Below are 17,610 nucleotides of genomic sequence, written 5' to 3'. Positions count from 1 at the left end.
AGACTATTCAAAGATGGACACCTCGGAGAGGGTATAGAACTCAGCGGGTGGGGAGGTGCCGTCGTAGATAAGGGATTCCACGGACAGCCGCACGAAGCGCACGGGCGCCGTGCCGGAGAGGGGCACGTCCTGGAAGACCGGCTCCTGGGCGCCCAGGCGGATGGGCCCATCCCCATAGGGAGACTCTCCCCCGAGCGGCTCCGTGAAGAAGCCGAACCGCGCATCGAGCAGGGACAGCTCCAGCCGGCTCAGGTCCCGCAGCGTGACGCGCGCCAGGGATTGCCATTGCTCGCCATCCATACTGCCCTCCAGGACGAGCCAATCCTTGCCACCCCAGCCATGCGGGTAGCTCAGCCCGCGCACCACCGCGCGGCGGGGCAGGGTCGGCTGGGGCAGGGTGATGACGACGCTGTGGTACCGGGGGTCGGTCTCCTTCTCCCAGAAGTCCACCGGGGTGAGCAGGCCATCCGTCCATGGACAGACATCCGCGAAGGACGGCTCGCACGTCGCGCCGCGGCTGATGGGGCGCAGCGTTCCGGGGGGCAGCGGCTCCGCGCCGGTGCGCCACTCCAGCCGGAAGTTGACGGAGCTGGACTCGCCGCCCAGGGGCTCGAACAGCCACGAACCCGCACTGGCGGCGCGCAGCTGGACGCGGGGACTGGCGAAGTCCTCCATCACGTAGGGCCCCGGCACCCACGGGGACTCCGTGCCCTTCTGCCGCCAGAGCAGCTCGCCGCCGGACGTGACCCACAGCAGGGGTTCCGGTTCGCTGGGCAGGATGGGCACGAACTCGCCGGTGTCCCCGTCCTGCAATTCCAGCGTGTCCGCCGTCTCCGGCAGGGGAGGCGCGGGGGGCGCGGGCGGGAAGGCCACGGTGGGGCCCTGGTCGCGGGTGCCCACCACCGGGTGCGCGTCCCACGGCTTCAGCGTGGGCAGCTCCACGTCGTCCTGCAGGGTGAACGTGAGGAAGGTCCCGCTGCCGTCCGCCTCCAGGGGCAGCGCCAACCGCAGCCGGTGGAGGGTGCTGAAGTACAGCTCATCCTTCACGGTGTCCCCGTACAGCATCTCCAGGGTGAAGTCGCCCGAGGCCTCCGTGGTGGCGGTGGCGAGCGGCGCGAAGGCGTCTTCGTCCAGCCGCTCCAGCGTCAGCGTCTCGCCGGAGCGCGGTGTGCCGTCACGGTGGAGCGCGCGGCCGTACGCGAAGATGGGGTCTTCGGGATGGCGCTCGCAGCCCGCGGTGGCGAAGGCCAGGAGTCCCAGGGAGGTGACGAGTGCGCGTCGCATGTCAGTAGGTCGCCTTGAGGCCGAAGAGGGGGAGGATGACGGGGATGCGGACGGGGGAGCGCACGGGGCGGACGTCCTTGTGGGGGGAGCCCTCGTAGTCGCCGCCCTCGAAGCGGTACTCGTAGGCCACCACCTCCTGCTGCGCGGAGAGGTTGAGCACGTCGAGCGACGCCTCCAACAAGAAGTCCTGGTAGGCCCACGCCTTCGCGATGCGCGCGTCCACGCGGAAGAACGGCGCCAGCCGCTCCGTGCGGTCCAAGTCCTGCCGCACCCATCCATTCGAGCCGTCGTCGAGGATCACCCCGCGCTGCGTCTGGGAGGTGATCTGCCCCGTCTCCGGACGGCCGGTGTTGAAGTGCACCACCGTGCCCACCGTCCAGCTGTCGCCGAACTTGTAGCTGAGCGCGGCGTTGAGGCTGTGCGCCTGCTCGAAGGCGAAGGGCAGCGTGCCCTCCACCCTCTCCACCACCCGGTTGTCGTCTCCGACGCGGGCGAAGCGCGCCTTCCGCTTGCTCTGCAGGAAGCTGTAGGACACCCAGCCGAACCAGTGGCGGCCCAGCGGGTGGCGCGCCATCAGGTCGAAGCCGTAGGCGTAGCCGGTGGTGGCGGGGTCCTCGCCCAGGTTTCCCCGGCGCCGACGGTTCTCCGCCACGTCCACCAGGTCGAACTCCACGGCGCGGGACAGCGGGTTGAAGTACGCATCCGCGCTCAACTCCAGCCCCTCGAAGGCCTTCCACTCCGCGCCCACGTCGAACTGCGCGCCGGACTGGAGGCCGTAGCGCAGGCTCGCGGTGTCGATGGCGGGCACGTGCACGAGCACGGTGGGCGGCTGGTGGTACAGGCCCGCGCCGCCCTTGAGCGTGAGGGTGTCCGTCAGCGTGTGGCGCACGGACAGGCGCGGCTCCACCGCGGTGAAGGTCATGCCCGGCACCAGGTGGTACGCGTCCACGCGCAGGCCCGGCGTCACCACCCAGGTGCCCGAGGGCTTCCACGTGGCGGACGCATACGCGCCGGAGAAGGTGGCCAGCGCGCTGGGCCGCTTGAGCGGATCCGCGTCGTCGGAGGGACGCCAGCCCGGGGGCCGCGCGGTGCCGGTGAGCGTGGTGGCGGACCGGCGGTGCTCCACGTCCGCGCCCACGGCCAGGTCGAGCGAGGACGTGAGCGCGCGGCGCCATGCCGCGCGCGCGGCGACGCTCACCTGGCTCAGCCCGTACTCGCCCACGTTCTCGCGGGTGAAGGCGCCTCCGGGGGTGGTCCGCGTCCGCTCCCCGTTGAGGCCCAGGCCGTCCCAGCCCAGCGTGACGCCGACCTCGCCCTCGCCCTCCGCCACGGGGTGCGTGCCGCGCAGGTCGATGCGGTGGAAGCGCGACACGACGCCGCCCCCGTTCGCTCCCTCGCGCAGCTCCGGTGAGATGCCCACGTCGTCGGAGCTGCCCAGCGCGAACAGGCGCAGGCGGCCCTGGCCCACCTTCTGCTCGATGCGCGCCTGGTAGTCCCAGAAGCCTGCCCGCAGCTGCTCCGCCTCCTCGCTCTGGAAGGCATTGGCCGCCAGCGAGATGAGCAGCGCGGAGTAGCTGAAGCGGCCCGCCAGGGTGACGCTGGTGCCGGTGGACTCGAAGGGCTGCTCGATGAAGCCGCCCGCGTTGAGCAGGTCCGCGTACGCGGTGAAGTGCAGCCGGTCCTCGCGAGGACGGCTGATGCGCCCCTCCACCGCGCCGCCCAGCACGCGGCCGTACTGAACCGGCGGCGAGCCCGGATAGAAGTCCACGGTGTCGATGAAGTCCGGGTGCACCACCGCGGGCCCGAGCAGCAGGTGGTACAGCATCGGGATGCGCACGCCGTCCAGGAAGAAGCCCGTGGCCGCGGGCTGGCTGCCGCGCACCACCGGGTAGCTGATGCCTGACGCGAGGCTGCCCACGCCCGGCATCAGCATCACCACCCGGAACGGGTCACCCAGCGTGCCGGGCACCTCGCGGAGCTCCTGCTCGTGCAGGCTGATGCGGGTGACCTCCGTGCGCGGGCGCTCGTCGCGCACCACGGTCTCGTAGGGGTTCACCTCGCGCGGCTGGAGCCGGTAGACGACCTGGAGCGTCTGGCCTTGCGCCAGCGTCTCCGCGAACGCCGTCGTCGCGTGGCCCGGCGCGCGGACCTCCAGCGTGTGCGCGCCCGGCGTCACGTCCAGCGCGAAGCGGCCCTGCGCGTCCGTGGTGGCGGCGGGCTGGGGCGCGCCGTCCAGGAAGAGGGCCGCGTCGGTGAGGGGCCGGCGCGTGCCGCGTGCGCGCACCTCGCCGGTGAGGCGCGTGGTGGAGGCGGGGACCTGCACGGGCGGCGTGAAGCGGTAGACGAACGGCAGGCGCACCGCCACGGGGGTGCTGCCCAGCGTGGCCGGGGTGAAGCGCAGGCCCGGGGCGGCGGCGAGCGCCGCGTCGGTGAGGCGCGGCTCGGCGGCGGCGCGCACCACCTTCGCTTCCGCGACGCGGCCCTCCACGTCCACCAGCAGCTCCAGCTCCACCTCGCCCGGCGTGCCCTCCAGCCCTTCGGGCCACGCGGCGGGCGCGTCGGCGGTGAGGCTGGGAGGCACGAGCGTCGTGTCACCCGCGTCGGCGGAGAGGCCCAGGCGCGCGGCGTCCTCGGCGGAGAGGGCCTGGCCCGCGTCGGTGGCGTGGACGTCCACCTCCACGGCGCGAGGCTCGCTGGTGGCGGAGGGGACGCCCTGCGCGCGGGCGGTCGCGCCGGACAGCAGCGCGAGGGCCAGCACCAGGGGGACCGCGTGGGGGAAGGACATGAGCGGGCGCTTCAACACCGGACCCCCACGAAACTGTCACTCGCGCCAGCACCGGAGGGTTCCGGTCTGATCGCGGACACCGCATGCCTTCATGGCTTCAACCCGGGAGCCCCTGACTTCACCGGCCCGGATCGGAAGTCGGTTCGCGGATGCCATCCAACCCGGGAGGAACCTCCCGGCTGTGCCTTCTCGCGGGCAGTGTACGGGTTCTGGAGCCACGAATGGCATCGGCCCGGGGTGCACCTGCCACGGAGTTCGCGTCGCGCCAGTCCGTCCCCGAGGGCGGGCGCGCTGTGCGAACGCGCACGGCCATGTGTCCCCGCGGTGCCGCCTACTGGAGCCGCGACCTGGGCGGTCGTTACACTTTTTCATGTCGAGCGGAAGCCACGGCCACGGCTTCGCGGGGAGGGCGCATGCGCACGCCGAAGGACGAACTGCTGCTCCGGGCGATGGACCATGCGTTGTCAGCGCGAACGTTGGCGGCGGTGGAGGCGCTGGCGGAGCTCTACCGGTTGCTGGACGCGGAGCGCATTCCGGAAGACGAGAACTACGCCGTGTTCGCCACGGCGCTGTCGCGCAGGTTGGAGGGGGCGACGGGGGCGCTGCATCCGTACCGGGCCTCGGAGGTGGACGGAGGCGCGCCGCAGATCGAGCTGTTCCGGCGGTTGATGAAGCACCTGCCGCTGGCGTCCGCGGCGGACGCGGTGGCGAACGCGCTGCTCGCGGACTTCCTGCGGGGGCACGCGGAGGCGACGCTGCTGGACGTGGGCATCGGGCAGGGGCGGCAGGAGTGCAACCTGCTGCGAGCGCTGGCGAAGGCGGGCGCGCTGCCCCGGCACCTGACGGTGGTGGGCGTGGACCCCAGCGGCACGAGCCTGGTGGAGGCGCGCGACGCGGTGCTCGCGGTGGCGGAGGAGGTGGGGCTGTCGCTGGAGTTCGTGAAGCTGGAGTCGCCGGTGGAGGACCTGGACGCGGCGACGTGGGCGGCGCTGCGAGGCGTGAAGCGGCCGCTGGTGGTGAACGCGGCGTTCGCGCTGCACCACGTGGCGGAGAAGGAGACGTCGGGCGTGGAGGCGCGCGACGCGGTGCTCTCGCGGCTGGCGTCGCTGGGGCCGGTGGGGGTGGTGCTGTGCGAGCCCCACGTGGACCACCACCGCGCCCCGGCGCGTGAGCGGTTGATCAACGCGTGGAACCACTTCTCCCGCGTGTTCCAGTTGCTGGATACGCTGGAGGTGCCGGGCGCGGAGCGGCGCGCCATCAAGCGGTTCTTCGGCCGGGAGGTGGACGACATCGTGGGCACGGTGAACGAGTCGGAGCGGTGCGAGCGCCATGAGCCGGCCACGGCCTGGTGGGAGCGGTTGCGGCGCGCGGGCTTCACGTCGCGAGGCGGGCTGGAGTCGGTGTGCCCGGGGGACGTGCACCCGGCGGTGGGGCTGTATTTGGAGGAGGGCACGGTGGGCATCACCTTCCGGGGGGACGTGCTGGTGTCGGTGCTGGCGGCGGTGCCCGGGGAGGGCGCGTGAGCGAACTGGAGGCGGTGGCGCCGAAAGTGATTGGGAGGTGCCGGGAGGCGGGGGTGCGGTTGGTGTTGGCGGAGGCGTGCACGGGCGGGGTGATGGCCGCGGCGCTGACGGAGGTGCCGGGGGCGTCGGCGGTGGTGGAGCGCGGGTTCGTGCCGTACTCGAACGAGTCGAAGGGTGAGCAGCTGGGGGTGCCGCTGGCGCTGTTGCAGGCGCACGGGTCGGTGAGCGCGGAGGCGGTGGCGGCGATGGCTGCGGGGGCGCTGGAGCGCTCGTGGGCGGACTGGGCGGTGGCGGAGACGGGCATCGCGGGGCCCGGGGGCGGGACGGAGGCGAAGCCGGTGGGGCTGGTGTTCATCGCGGTGCAGCGGCGGGGGAGGGCGGCGGTGGTGGAGCGTCACCGGTTTGGAGGGGACCGGCGGCAGGTGCGGCAGCAGGCGGCGGCGCGCGGGTTGACCCTCCTTTTGGAGCAGCTGGGCGTGGAGTCCTGAATAGGGGACTCATCCCTCGGGACGTTGGCACGTGGACGCCGGATGGGAGAGAAGGGTCGACGCAGTCTCACGAAGGGGGCCTCGATGTATCGAATCGACGTGGACCGAGCGGAATCCATCGTGAGCTTCGCGCTGGAGGGCTACATCCGGCTGGAGGAGATGGAGCGTTTCGTGGTGGACCTGCGCGCCGCGACGGATGAGGTAGCGGGGCAGCCCATCAAGATCGAAGCGGACCTGCGCACGTTCCGGCCGGCGTCGCCGGAGGCGGCGGATCTCATCAAGCGGGTGCAGGAGTACGGGCTGCGCTCCGGCGTGACGCGGGTGGCGGAGTTGGTGCAGAACCAGATCGTCGCGTTGCAATTGAACCGGGTGGCCTCCGGGAGCGGGACGGACAAGATCCTCCGCCGCTTCTGGCAGGAGTCCGCGGCAAGGACCTGGCTGAAGCACGGGGACGCGGAGCTGGGAGTGGCGCTGCAGAGCTGAGCGGACACGGACATGCCAGCGCGCTGGCTGTGCGTGCTGTGGGCGCTGTTCGTGACGGGCTGCGCGACGTCACGGACGCTGAGGTTGGACACGGGAGAAGGCCGGGCGCGTGAGTACACACCGCGCACGGACACAAGGCCCGTGGCGCTGGACGGAGACACCTTCGAGGAGGCGGTGCGGACGCTGGCGCGAGGTGCGCCGGTGTCCGTGCAACCCAGGAGGGAAGCGCTGCGGTTGTTGAGTCCCGGAGCGGAGCGTCCGCGGGCCTCGCTGGGCATCGTGTCCGTGGTCGACCCGAGGCAGGGCCGCGTCCGCGTGTCGCAGGGTGGCACGGAGCTGGAGGCTGCCTACGGGCGCTGGTGCGTGCGCAAGCGGCTATCCGGGGACTGCCTGCACCTGTTGGAGAGGAGCCTGACGCTGGATGAGGAGGGCAGGCGGACGCTGGCCTTCCGCATCGCGTTGGACTCGGTGTGGGAGGAGACGGCCGAAGCCTTGGAGGGGATGGTGGACCCAGAGGCGATGGTGACGCTGCTGGCGACGACGGGAGCGGTGTACTTCACGCTGTGGCTGGTGCCGGAGCCGCTGCTGACGAAGGGCGTCGCGGCGACGCTGACGGTGGCGCTGATTGCGTACCTGGGCTGGGACACGGTGTGGAGCCTCATCCAGGGCTGGAAGGTGCTGGCCGCGGAGGTGAAGGACGCGCGGACGCTCGACGGCATTCGTGACGCGGGAGAGAAGTACGGCGAGGTGATGGGCAAGCAGGCGGCACGGGCCTTCGTGATGCTGGCGATGGCGGCGCTGGGGAGCACGGCGCAGACGTTTGCGACAAGGGTCGCGACGCTGCCGGGTTCGGCGCAGGCCGCGCTGGTGGGCGCGGAGCAGGGAGGCTTCCGGCTGGTGGCAGCGGCGGAAGTCTCCGCGGTCGCGGTGTCCGCGAGCGGTGAAGTGACGATCGCACTGGCGCCCAACGCGGTGGCGATGTCCGCGAAGGGGCCCAATGTCCCAGCGCCTGTTGAAGTTCACGTGCATCACATCGCCACGAACAAGTGGTGGGAAGCGACGCGCGATGGTGGCCCCTGGTCACCCAGGTTTCAGGAACTCTTCGACCGTGCGGGGATGTCCCTGGATGACGAGGTGAACACCGTCCGTGTTCCCGGCCATCAAGGCCCACATCCTCGGGAGTACCATGAGGCCATCCTCAAGAGATTGAAGACGGCCCTGGGAAGATGTCAGAGCATCGCCCAATGTCGAAGCGCCCTGACGAGGGAGCTCCAAAACCTGGGACGGGAAATTCTGCGGCAGGGCACAGACCTTCATGGCTGGGTTGTTCGCAATTGACGGATGGAGCCGATGACGATGCGGTACTTCGAGCTGCTGGACGACATGGACATCCAGGATCGCTGGCTGCCAGGCGAGGCGACGAACTCCCAGGGACAGGAGATCGACGACATCTGGCAGTTCGCGGATGGATGTCCTGTCCAGATCAAGGAGCACCTCAGGATTCCCATCTCTCATCCAGGCGCGCTCCTGGATTACGCGACGACGAGCGTGGGGGGAGCCCCTGTTGTTCACCGGCGGGTCGCGAACATCTTCAGCGAACTGGCACCGGATGACGTGCAGGTCATTCCTGTCGAGGTCGAGGGACAGATTGAGCCGTACTTCATCCTCGTCGCGACACGGAACATCCGATGTATCGATGATGAGCGCTCCGGAGAGGTTCAGTTCTGGCATCCGGAAGATGGACAACCCGACAAGGTGGGAACGTATCGGGCTGTCTCCCGCATGCGCATCGATCCGGCGAAGGTCGGCGATGCCAAGGTCTTTCGACCCTGGGGATGGACCGTTGCGCTCATCGTCTCTGAGGACATCAAAGATGCGGTGGAGCGTGCTGGAGTCACGGGGATGAGGTTCGAGGAAGTCACGGGCCCCAGTCCTGTCAGCCCCGAGCAGCGCGAACACAACCGCAAGCTCAAGGCGCTCTACGACCGGACCGAAACGGCCCGCACCGCGTTCTGGCGCACCCTGGGCACGTTGGATGAGAAAGCCATCCTCCCCATCGTCGTCGGAGGTGGCTGGCCCGCGAAGCGGCAGGTCTGGCGCGTCATCCACCGCCCCGAGGGACGCACGCTCTTCGTGACAGACGGCCTCTCCGACTTCTTCGTGGAGGCCGTGGAGCCCTCCGTAGGCTTTGGTCTGGAGCTCGCACTCGAAACCGACGAAGACCAAGCCAGATGGCCCGTGACGCTGCTGGAGCGCATCGCCAACGAGCTCGTGGGCCACGAACACCTGCGCGAACCCGCGAGGACCGGCATCCTCTCCATGGAAGTGGGCGGAGAGCACATGCCCGAACCCCTCCTGACGAAAGACGGCCGCGTCGCCGTGCTCCTGGGCATGGACACACCCACGCTCCCCACCCACTTCACCATGCCGGACGGACAGGTCCGGCTGGTCACCGTGAAGACGCTCATGCCCCGGGAGCTCACGTACCTGCTGGAGCACGGCCGGGAAGAACTGCTCCACCGCTTCAACCAGTCCCACCCCGGCCACCTGTCCCGCGCCTGGCGCCAGTCCGTGGTCTGATCACCGCATCCCGAACACCAGCCACACCGCCAGCGCCACATACAGCGGCACGTTGAGCGCCAGCGTCAGCCGGTTGATGCGGCGGAACCGCGCCTGCTCCGCGTCCGCGAACCACACGCCGTCCTCGCCGGTGGTGCGTCCCTCCACGGCCTGATGGAACAGCGCCGCGTAGGCCACCTCCACCACCAGCGTCACCAGCACCAACCCCACCAGCGCCAGCGACCACACGTCGCGCCCATCGAGCACCCCGGCCCACTTCTCCCCGGTGTACACGAGCCCCGCCCCCACCAGCGCGATGCACCCCAGGTCATGGCCCACGCCATACGGCGGCCGCCAGTTGCGCGACACATAGAGCATGTAGAGCTCCGCGGCGCCGCGCAGCCACATGGACACCGCGAAGGCCCCCAGCACGATGCGCGCCTCCACCGGCACGGACGCATCCAGCGCCACCAGCGGGCACACCAGGAACCAGAGGAACACCGCGTACAGCAGCCACGCCAGCTTCGGCCCGGAGATGCGCCCACCCCGGCCGCCCTGCGCGTTCTGCCGGCGCCGGAACATCACCGCCGCGCTCGCGCACGCCAGCAACGCCACCCCCAGCAACACCCGCGTCGACGAAGAGAGCATCAGTAGGAACGAGGCCGGGGATAGTGGAGGGGGAAGCGCTCGACGTACCACGCGCGAAGCCGGGGCAGGTGCGTAAGGGACACCTGCGGATGCAGGTGGTGCACCACGTGCAGCCCCACGTATCGGGGCGCCAATCCCAACCACCCCAGCCATCCCAGCCCGTGGTCACGCGTGCACGCGAACACATCTTCCAGGGTTCGTCCCTGCACCGGCGCGGCGGTGTGCTCCGCGAGCAACCGGTACGCGTTGAACCCCGACGCCACCAGCAAGGGCACCGCGTACCCCCACAGCACCGCGGAAGGCCACCGCGCCGCCAGCGCCAGCACGCCCAGGTGGAACAGCACCTGCCCACTCTCCGCCCGGGCACACGCCGCCACCTCCGCGTCCCGCGTGAGCACGCGTCCAGAGCGGTCCTGCAGGAACACGCGCGCATACGCCGTGCGCAGCGAAGGCAGCACCCACGCACACAGCCCCACGGGCCCGCGCAGCACCCAACCGGGAATCACGCCCACGAGCAGCAGCCATCGCCACGCCGTGCGCAGCCAGCCGCCGTCCGGAGGCTTGCGGTAGGGATCCGACGGCAGGCCCGCATCGCGGTGGTGTCGAAGATGGTGGTAGCGCATCGCCGCCAGCGTGGACGCGACCGGGTAGCCCGCGACGGCCTCCAGCAGACACAGTCGCCATTCGCGTCTTCGCGAAGGCAGGTGGACCGCGTCATGAAGCAGGACGCCCAGCGCATGCAGCCGTCCCGCGACGACGAGCACCGCCAGCGGCGCGAGCACCGGAGGAGCCCACGCCATGACCGCCCATCCCAAGGCCATCCCCGCCCATTCGGCGGCCGCCAGGCGCAGCAGGCCTGAAGGCGTGGCCGGAACGAGCAGCTCGCGAGGCACCGCCGCGCGGCGAGGCAGGGAAGAGGACATCGGGCGCCAGGACTCCACGCATGGCCGCTGGACGCAAGCCCCCGAGGGATTGGACACCCGGAGACGGGCACGGCACGCTCCGCGCGTGCACCGGGACGGTCAATCATGAGTGTGGATGTGCCGACGCCGCAGGCCCTCGCGGGCACGCGAGTGGAGTGGGGCGGCTGGGTGTTTCCCCGCTGGAACGACCCGAGGCTGCCCTTCGCGGCGCTGCTCACGCTCTACGGCGTGCTGGGCTTCACCTTCTTCGGCTTCAACCGCAGCCCCGGGCAGATGGCCTTCCTGGTCGTCTCCGGCACGCTGCTGGACGCGGCCCTGGGCTGGGTGCTCAAGCGGCGCAAGGAGCTGCCGCTCTCCGCGTACATCTCGTGCTGCTCGCTGGCGCTGCTCTTGAACTACTCGCACGCGAGCACGCTCCTGTGGCTGCCGGTGTGGCTGGCCATCGGCTCCAAGTACGTGCTGACCTTCCAGGGGCGGCACGTCTTCAACCCGTCGATGTTCGCGGTGGCCGTGTCGCTGCTCACCACGCGCGAACTCATCACCGCCGCGCCCGCGTACCAGTGGGCCAACGGGGAGGTCGCACTGTCGGCCTTCATCGTGATGGCGGCGCTGGTGCTGTTCTTCTTCCGCGTGGGGCGCGGCTGGCTGGTGGTGAGCTTCCTGTCCTTCTACGCGCTCCAGACGGCGCTGCGCGCGTTCATCCTCCGCCACCACCTGCCGCCGGAGGTGCTGTTCCTGGGCACGCTGGGGGCGCCATCGTTCTTCATCTTCGTCTTCTACATGCTCACGGACCCCGCCACGTCACCGGGGACGCGCAAGGCGCAGGTGGGGGTCGCGCTGGCCATCACCTGCGTGGACCTGGTGCTGCACCTGAAGGAGAGCGTCTACACGTTCTTCTACGCGGCGCTCACCGTGGCCACCTGCCGCTTCGTGTTCATGCACGCGCGTGAGCTGTGGCGCACGCGGGGCGCGGCGCTGCGCCAGCTCCTGGCCCCGGACATGCTCAAGCGCGTGGGCGTGGTGGGAGGGCTGGGGGCGGTGCTGGCCACGGGCTACTCGGTGTCGGCGGCGCAGGGGGAGCGCTCGGCGCCGCTCGCGTTCCACCTGGATGCGCAGGACCTGAAGCAGGCGGGCCTGGACTCCCGGATGGGGCACACGCTGGAGGAGCTGGATCCGCGCGTGGCCCACGTCGCCAAGTGGCTGGTCGCGGTGGGAGACGCGGTGGCCACCGGGGACTTCGATGGGGACGGCAAGCTGGACCTGTTCCTCACGCACCCGCTGGGCACGCCGGAGCACCACGCGGGCCTCTACCGCAACCTGGGCGGCCTGCGCTTCGAGCGCGTCCCCGTGCCCGCGCTGGAGCGCTTCGCCACCCGCTACAAGGAAGAGGGCCTGGCGGGCGGCGGGACGTTCGTGGACTGGGATGGGGACGGGGACCTGGACCTCGCGGTGGCGGTGGCCTTCGGGCCGGTGCGCCTGCTGCGCAACACGCTGCGCGAGACGGGCACGGCGGGCTTCGAGGACGTGACGCAAGCGGCGGGCGTGACGGACCACGCGGTGAGCCTGGGGCTCACGTTCCTGGATTACGACCGCGACGGGCACCTGGACCTGCTGGTGCTCAACGCCATGACGACGCACCTGCCGGACTACCCGGACCCGCCGCCGCTCAACCTCTTCCAGCTCCCCGCACCGGAGTACGCAGGCGACCGCCGCATGCTGCGCTTCATGCACGACGGCTGGCACGACGCGAACAACGGCGGGCGCAACGCGCTCTACCGGGGACGCGGGGACGGCACGTTCGAGAAGCAGGACGTGGAGGCGCTGGGTCTGAAGGAGACGCACTGGTCGCTCGCGGTGAGCACGGTGGACCTGAACCACGACGGGTGGACGGACCTGTACGTGGCCAACGACTTCGGACCGGACGACATCTACCTGAACGAGGGAGGTCGGCACTTCCGCCACCTCGTGGGCCAGCGCTTCGGGGAGATTGGCCGCGACACGTACAAGGGCATGAACGCGAGCGTGGCGGACTTCGACCGCAACGGCTGGTTGGACGTGTACGTGTCCAACGTGCACCACTCGCTCCAGGCGGAGGGCAGCCTCCTGTGGATGGTGGGGCCGGGCGAGGACGCGTTCGTTCCCCGCTTCAAGGACGAGGCCACCTTCCGGGGCGCGCTGAACGAGCGCCGCTTCGGCTGGGGCGCGGCGGCGGGGGACCTGGACGACGACGGGTGGCCGGACCTGGTGCAGGCCAACGGCATGGTGGACGCGCGCCTGGACGCGCCGCAGTGGCGCATCCCGGAGGGACAGCGCAACGACTACTGGTACGTGAACCACAAGCTGATGCAGTCCGGCCCCGAGGTGCACACGTACGCGGACAAGTGGGGCGACATCCGGGGCCGCGTGCTCTATCCGAACGAGGCACGCCGCGTGTACCTCAACCTGGGCGACGCGCGCCCGGGCCACTTCGTGGACGTGGCGAGGGAGGTGGGCATCGAGGCGCCGGACAACTCGCGAGGCGTGTTGATGGCGGACCTGGATGACGACGGCGACCTGGACGTGCTCATCACGAATCAGCACGCGCCGCTGTCGCTGTACCGCAACACGCTGCGAGCCAGCGCCACGGACGTGAAGCCGGACGCGCACTTCGTGGGGCTGTCGCTGGTGGGCGACGGTCAGCGCACGCACCGGAGCGCGGTGGGCACGCGCGTGGTGGTGTCCTACGAGGACAACGGCCAGCGTGTGGAGCAGGTGCGCGAGGTGGGGCTGATGGGAGGCTTCTCCGCGTCGGCGGATCCGAGGCTGCACTTCGGCCTGGGCCGTCACGCGGGGCCGGTGAAGGCGGTCATCCACTGGTATGGCGCGGAGCCACAGGAGGTGATGTTGGAGGCGGACCGCTACCAGGAGGTGCGCCAGCCTCCCGCGCCCACGGCGCTGCGGGGAGGGCCCTGAGGCGATGCTCTCCGCGATGAAGGGCACCACGGTGCGGCGCGAGGAGCTGGACGCCGGCACTCGGGCCCGGATGTTGGCGCTGATGCAGTGCTGTTACGTGGGCGTGAGCGCGGAGCGCTTCCACGCGGACCTGGACGCGAAGCAGTGGGTGTTCCTGCTGCACGCCCGGCGCACGAGGGAGTTGGTGGGCTTCAGCACGGTGCGGGTGGCGGAGGAGGACGGGGTGGAGGTGCTGTACTCGGGCGACACGGTCATCCACCCGGACTGGTGGGGACACAAGACGTTGCAGGTGGTGTTCGGGAGGTTGTTGCTCGCGCGCAAGCTGAGACGTCCGTGGAGGCCGCTGTACTGGCTGCTGCTGTCGGGCGGATACAAGACGTACCTGCTGGCGGTGAACTACTTCCCGCGCACGCATCCGCGACGCGACTGGACGCCGCCGGAGGGGCGCTCGGAGTTCCTGCGGGGACTGGCGACGCGGTGGTTCGGCACGCAGTACGACGCGGCGAAGGGCACGCTGTGCTTCGACGGCGAGCACTACCGGGTGCGGGATGGCGTCTCGCCCATCGACCGCGACGCGGCGGCCCATCCACACATCGCCTACTTCGCCGAACGCAACCCCGGTCACGCCGAGGGCGAGGAGCTGGTGTGCCTGGTGGAGATCCGCGGCTGGGACCTGGCCAGGGCGCTGGCGCGAAGCGTCTGGGGGCAGCTGCGCCGCTGGTCCCGCCGTGAGCGAGATGCCTCGCGGATCCGCGTGGGGACGTGAGGTGCTGACTTCGCACGGGATGCTGAGCGCGACGATGGCGGCGCTGACGCCCTCCGCACTGCGCTTCCGTCATGCGCTGCGGGAGCCGGAGGCCGCGCAGACGGAATGCCTCACGCGCATCCTCCGCGCCGTGGAGGACACGGCCCAGGCGAACCGCGTGGCCCACTTCGGGCGCATCCGCACGGCGCGGGAGTTCCAGGACGCGGTGCCGGTGTCCACGCCGGACACGGTGGCGGAAGACGTGGAGCGCATCGCGCGAGGAGAAGCACACGTCCTCACCCGCGAGCCCGTACTGCGCTTCGAGCTGTCCGGTGGTTCCTCCGGCGCGTCCAAGCGGGTGCCGGTGACACGCGGGCTGCTGCGCGAGTTCCAGCGAGCGCTCGCGCCCATGCTGCACGAGGTGTTCCTGCGCCGCCCCGCGGTGCGCGAGGGCCCCAGTTACTGGTCCATCTCTCCGCTGGGACGGAGGCAGCACCGGACTGCGGGAGGCATCCCGGTGGGCTCGGCGGAGGACAGCGCGTGGTTCCCGCGTCCGTTGCAGCCGCTGCTCTCGCGCGTCTTCGCTGTGCCGGGCTCGGTGGGACAGGCGCCGCACGTCGAGCCTTGCCGTTACGTGACGCTGTGGTTCCTCGCGCGGTGCTCGAACCTGTCGCTGATCAGCGTCTGGAATCCCAGCTTCCTCACGCTGCTGATGGACGCACTGGAGCGGCACGGCGAACGGCTCGCGGAGGATCTGGAGCGCGGCACGCTGCGGCCCCCCGACCAGGATGCGGATGGCACGCCCGTGGGCAGCGACCCCGCCTGGACGAAGCTCGTGCAGGGGCTCCAGGGCGTGCGGGACACACCGCGGGCCCAGGTGCTGCGCGCCGTCTTGCGAGAAGGCCTGCCCTCTGCTCGCACGCTGTGGCCGGGGCTCGCGCTCTTGAGCATGTGGACGGACGCCCAGGCCGCGCACGCGGTGGCCGGCGCATGCCGCCGCTTCCCGGGAGTCGAGGTCCAGGGCAAGGGCCTGCTCGCCACGGAGGGCGTCATCACGGTGCCCCTCTTTGAAGCACCAGCCCCCGTGCTCGCGGTCCGAAGCCACTTCGTCGAGTTCATGGATCCGGAGCATCCCGACACACGGCCACTCCTGGCACAGGAGCTGACGGCGGGCCGCACCTACGCGGTACTCCTCTCCACGTCCGGTGGGCTGCTGCGCTACCGGCTGGGGGATCTCGTCCGAGTGGAAGGCTTCGTGCACGCGACGCCCTGCCTGCGGTTCCTCGGCCGAGCGGACGCGGTATCCGACCTCGTCGGTGAAAAGCTCTCCGCCGCCCGAGTGGGCACGGTGCTGGACGCCGTGCTGGGCCCTACGCGTCCTGCCTTCGCCATGCTCGCGCCGGAGTGGGGGACACCGCCGGCCTACCGGTTGTTCCTTGAGAAGGATCAGCCGTCCGACACCATCGCCGCGAACGTGGAGCGTCTGCTGTGTGAAGGACACCACTACCGCTACGCACGGGAGCTGGGACAGCTCGGTCCCGTGCGCGCGGTGCGTGTGAGACAAGGCGCACGGCGCTACGAGGCCCGGTGCATCCAGCTTGGTCAGCGCGCGGGGGACATCAAGCCCATGGACCTGCACCGCCAACCCGGCTGGACGGAATGGTTCGCAAGAGGAACGTCATGACGGTGCGCACCGTGGACCTGGACGCCGAGGCCGACCTCACCCGCTGCGGCGCGCTGAAGGACTTCTGGTACGTGGCCTGCCTCTCCACGGAGTTGCCCGCGAACCGCCCCCTCGCGCGCACCGTGTTCGGAACGGGGCTCGTCCTCTTCCGGGGACCGGACGGCGCTCCCACCGCGCTGCGTGACCGCTGCCTCCACCGCAACGCGCGTCTGTCCAAGGGCGACGTGTTCGACGGACGGCTCGGCTGCCCGTATCACGGCTGGGTCTACGACGCGTCCGGTGCGGTGGTGGAGATCCCCGCGCTGGGCCCGCCCCAGCGTGGAGAGAAGCTGGACGCGCACGCCTGCGCGCACGAAGGGCTCAAGCCCGCACCCTGCGACCTGGGACGGCTCGCGCGCTTCCCCACGCGAGAGCAGGACGGGCTTGTCTATGTTTACCTGGGCGCGGACGTGACACAGGCCCGCGCCGAACCCTTCCGCGTCCCCTACTGGGGCGAGCGCGGCTGGACCGTCTACTTCATGGTGACGCGCTTCGCGAACGGCGTGACGAACCTGGTGGAGAACTTCATGGACGTGCCGCACACGTCCTTCGTGCACCGGGGCTGGTTCCGCAATCCCACGCGCAAACGCGTCCCCTCCACGGTGAAGCGCCACGCGGGCCGCGTGCGGATGACCTACCACCAGGAGGAGGACGCGCTCACGGGCCTGGGACGCCTGTTCAACCCGCGCGGCCTGCCGCTCGTGCACACGGATGAGTTCATCGTCCCCAACGTCACGCGCGTGGACTACCAGTGGGGCGACAGCGGCTTCGCCATCAACTCGCAGTGCACGCCCATCGGGGCCACGGACACGCTCGTGTACACGGCCATCAGCTACCGGCTGCCGGTGGACGTGCCGGGCGCGTGGGTGGGCCGCGCGCTGACACCGCTGGTGCGCTGGTACACGCGGCAGGTCATCCAGCAGGACGTCGTCATCATGGAGACGCAGCGCCAGGGACTGACGGACGGCCCCGGTGGCGGCGTGTACTCCGGCACGGAGGCGGACCTGCACCACGCGGACATCGAGGCCTACCGCCGCTGGCTGCGCGAAGGAGCGCACGGCCCCGGCCCCGAGGACGCGGAGCGCGACGTGGTCTTCTGGGTCTAGACCGTGCCGGAGGCCTGCTCCTCCTCGGAGCCCGAGGAGGGAAACATCGCCAGGTAGTACCCGGAGAAGAAGGTCGCCCCCAGGAAGAACCCGTGGAGCAACTCCTGCGTGAGCGCGAAGGGCGGCGCGGGCAGGTGCTCATGCAGCCACATCAGCGTCGCGACGGAATTGGACGCATGGCACGCCGCCGCCACGCCCAGCGCGATGCAGAGGTGCCCCACCAGCACCCACGTGTTGGCGGGAGAGGTCACCCACGAGGCCAGGGCCCCCAGCCGCGCGAGGACGCGCGGGTACACGAACTTCCGGAAGAGCGCACCACTGGCCAGCCCCAGCAGCAGCGGGCCTGCGATCTCGATGATTGAGTTGACCGGATCCATGGCCGGGGACCATG

Annotated in this window: 14 protein-coding genes; 9 read left to right on the top strand and 5 right to left on the bottom strand. The window is 70.6% G+C overall.

Annotated features, from left to right (window positions below):
* Positions 1-3: 3 nt before the first annotated feature.
* Both AABA78_RS32120 and AABA78_RS32115 read right to left on the bottom strand, forming a co-directional pair.
* Positions 4-1,284: a hypothetical protein gene (locus tag AABA78_RS32120; protein WP_338269060.1), complete on the bottom strand. Its 1,281-nt coding sequence runs from the start codon at positions 1,282-1,284 to the stop codon at positions 4-6.
* 1 nt (position 1,285) lies between these two features.
* Positions 1,286-4,069, bottom strand: a complete 2,784-nt coding sequence (locus AABA78_RS32115) for a TonB-dependent receptor domain-containing protein (protein WP_338269059.1) — start codon at positions 4,067-4,069, stop codon at positions 1,286-1,288.
* Between the two features lie 413 nt (positions 4,070-4,482).
* Here AABA78_RS32115 and AABA78_RS32110 point away from each other — a divergent pair, with 413 nt between their 5' ends.
* The 5 genes from AABA78_RS32110 to AABA78_RS32090 all read left to right on the top strand — a co-directional run bounded on the left by AABA78_RS32110 (position 4,483) and on the right by AABA78_RS32090 (position 9,143).
* Positions 4,483-5,592: a GRAS family protein gene (locus AABA78_RS32110; protein ID WP_338269057.1), complete on the top strand. Its 1,110-nt coding sequence runs from the start codon at positions 4,483-4,485 to the stop codon at positions 5,590-5,592.
* Positions 5,589-6,080, top strand: coding sequence for a CinA family protein (locus AABA78_RS32105; RefSeq protein WP_338269056.1), 492 nt, complete (start codon positions 5,589-5,591; stop codon positions 6,078-6,080). Before AABA78_RS32110 ends, AABA78_RS32105 begins: the two co-directional genes overlap by 4 nt.
* 84 nt (positions 6,081-6,164) lie before the next feature.
* Entirely contained in the window at positions 6,165-6,563 is a 399-nt protein-coding gene (locus tag AABA78_RS32100; protein ID WP_171416475.1) for an STAS/SEC14 domain-containing protein, read from the top strand.
* Between the two features lie 12 nt (positions 6,564-6,575).
* Entirely contained in the window at positions 6,576-7,901 is a 1,326-nt protein-coding gene (locus tag AABA78_RS32095) for an AHH domain-containing protein (RefSeq protein WP_338269053.1), read from the top strand.
* Positions 7,902-7,913: 12 nt separating this feature from the next.
* A complete protein-coding gene (locus AABA78_RS32090) occupies positions 7,914-9,143 on the top strand; it encodes an imm11 family protein (protein WP_338269051.1) in 1,230 nt (409 codons plus the stop codon).
* Here AABA78_RS32090 and AABA78_RS32085 read toward each other — a convergent pair whose 3' ends face one another.
* Both AABA78_RS32085 and AABA78_RS32080 read right to left on the bottom strand, forming a co-directional pair.
* Positions 9,144-9,770, bottom strand: coding sequence for a hypothetical protein (locus AABA78_RS32085; RefSeq protein ID WP_338269050.1), 627 nt, complete (start codon positions 9,768-9,770; stop codon positions 9,144-9,146).
* Positions 9,770-10,693, bottom strand: coding sequence for a fatty acid desaturase family protein (locus tag AABA78_RS32080; RefSeq protein ID WP_338269048.1), 924 nt, complete (start codon positions 10,691-10,693; stop codon positions 9,770-9,772). The genes AABA78_RS32085 and AABA78_RS32080 overlap by 1 nt, the downstream gene beginning before the upstream one ends.
* 105 nt (positions 10,694-10,798) lie before the next feature.
* Between AABA78_RS32080 and AABA78_RS32075 the strand changes: the two genes are divergently transcribed.
* The 4 genes from AABA78_RS32075 to AABA78_RS32060 are packed head-to-tail and all read left to right on the top strand — an operon-like array spanning position 10,799 to position 17,219.
* Positions 10,799-13,645, top strand: a complete 2,847-nt coding sequence (locus AABA78_RS32075; protein ID WP_338269047.1) for an FG-GAP-like repeat-containing protein — start codon at positions 10,799-10,801, stop codon at positions 13,643-13,645.
* 4 nt (positions 13,646-13,649) lie between these two features.
* Positions 13,650-14,411: a hypothetical protein gene (locus AABA78_RS32070; protein WP_338269045.1), complete on the top strand. Its 762-nt coding sequence runs from the start codon at positions 13,650-13,652 to the stop codon at positions 14,409-14,411.
* A gap of 19 nt (positions 14,412-14,430) precedes the next feature.
* Positions 14,431-16,074 carry a GH3 family acyl-acid amido synthetase gene (locus AABA78_RS32065; RefSeq protein ID WP_370469497.1) on the top strand — a complete coding sequence of 548 codons (1,644 nt, stop codon included), beginning with the start codon at positions 14,431-14,433 and terminating at the stop codon, positions 16,072-16,074.
* Positions 16,071-17,219 carry a Rieske 2Fe-2S domain-containing protein gene (locus AABA78_RS32060; RefSeq protein WP_338269042.1) on the top strand — a complete coding sequence of 383 codons (1,149 nt, stop codon included), beginning with the start codon at positions 16,071-16,073 and terminating at the stop codon, positions 17,217-17,219. The genes AABA78_RS32065 and AABA78_RS32060 overlap by 4 nt, the downstream gene beginning before the upstream one ends.
* Here AABA78_RS32060 and AABA78_RS32055 read toward each other — a convergent pair.
* The gene (locus tag AABA78_RS32055) at positions 17,216-17,596 is read right to left on the bottom strand and encodes a hypothetical protein (protein ID WP_338269040.1); all 381 of its coding nucleotides are present in this window, start codon (positions 17,594-17,596) and stop codon (positions 17,216-17,218) included. The genes AABA78_RS32060 and AABA78_RS32055 overlap by 4 nt on opposite strands.
* Positions 17,597-17,610: the final 14 nt, after the last annotated feature.

Source organism: Corallococcus caeni, assembly GCF_036245865.1.
Lineage (GTDB): Bacteria > Myxococcota > Myxococcia > Myxococcales > Myxococcaceae > Corallococcus > Corallococcus caeni.
This window is presented reverse-complemented; position numbering and strand designations above follow the sequence as displayed.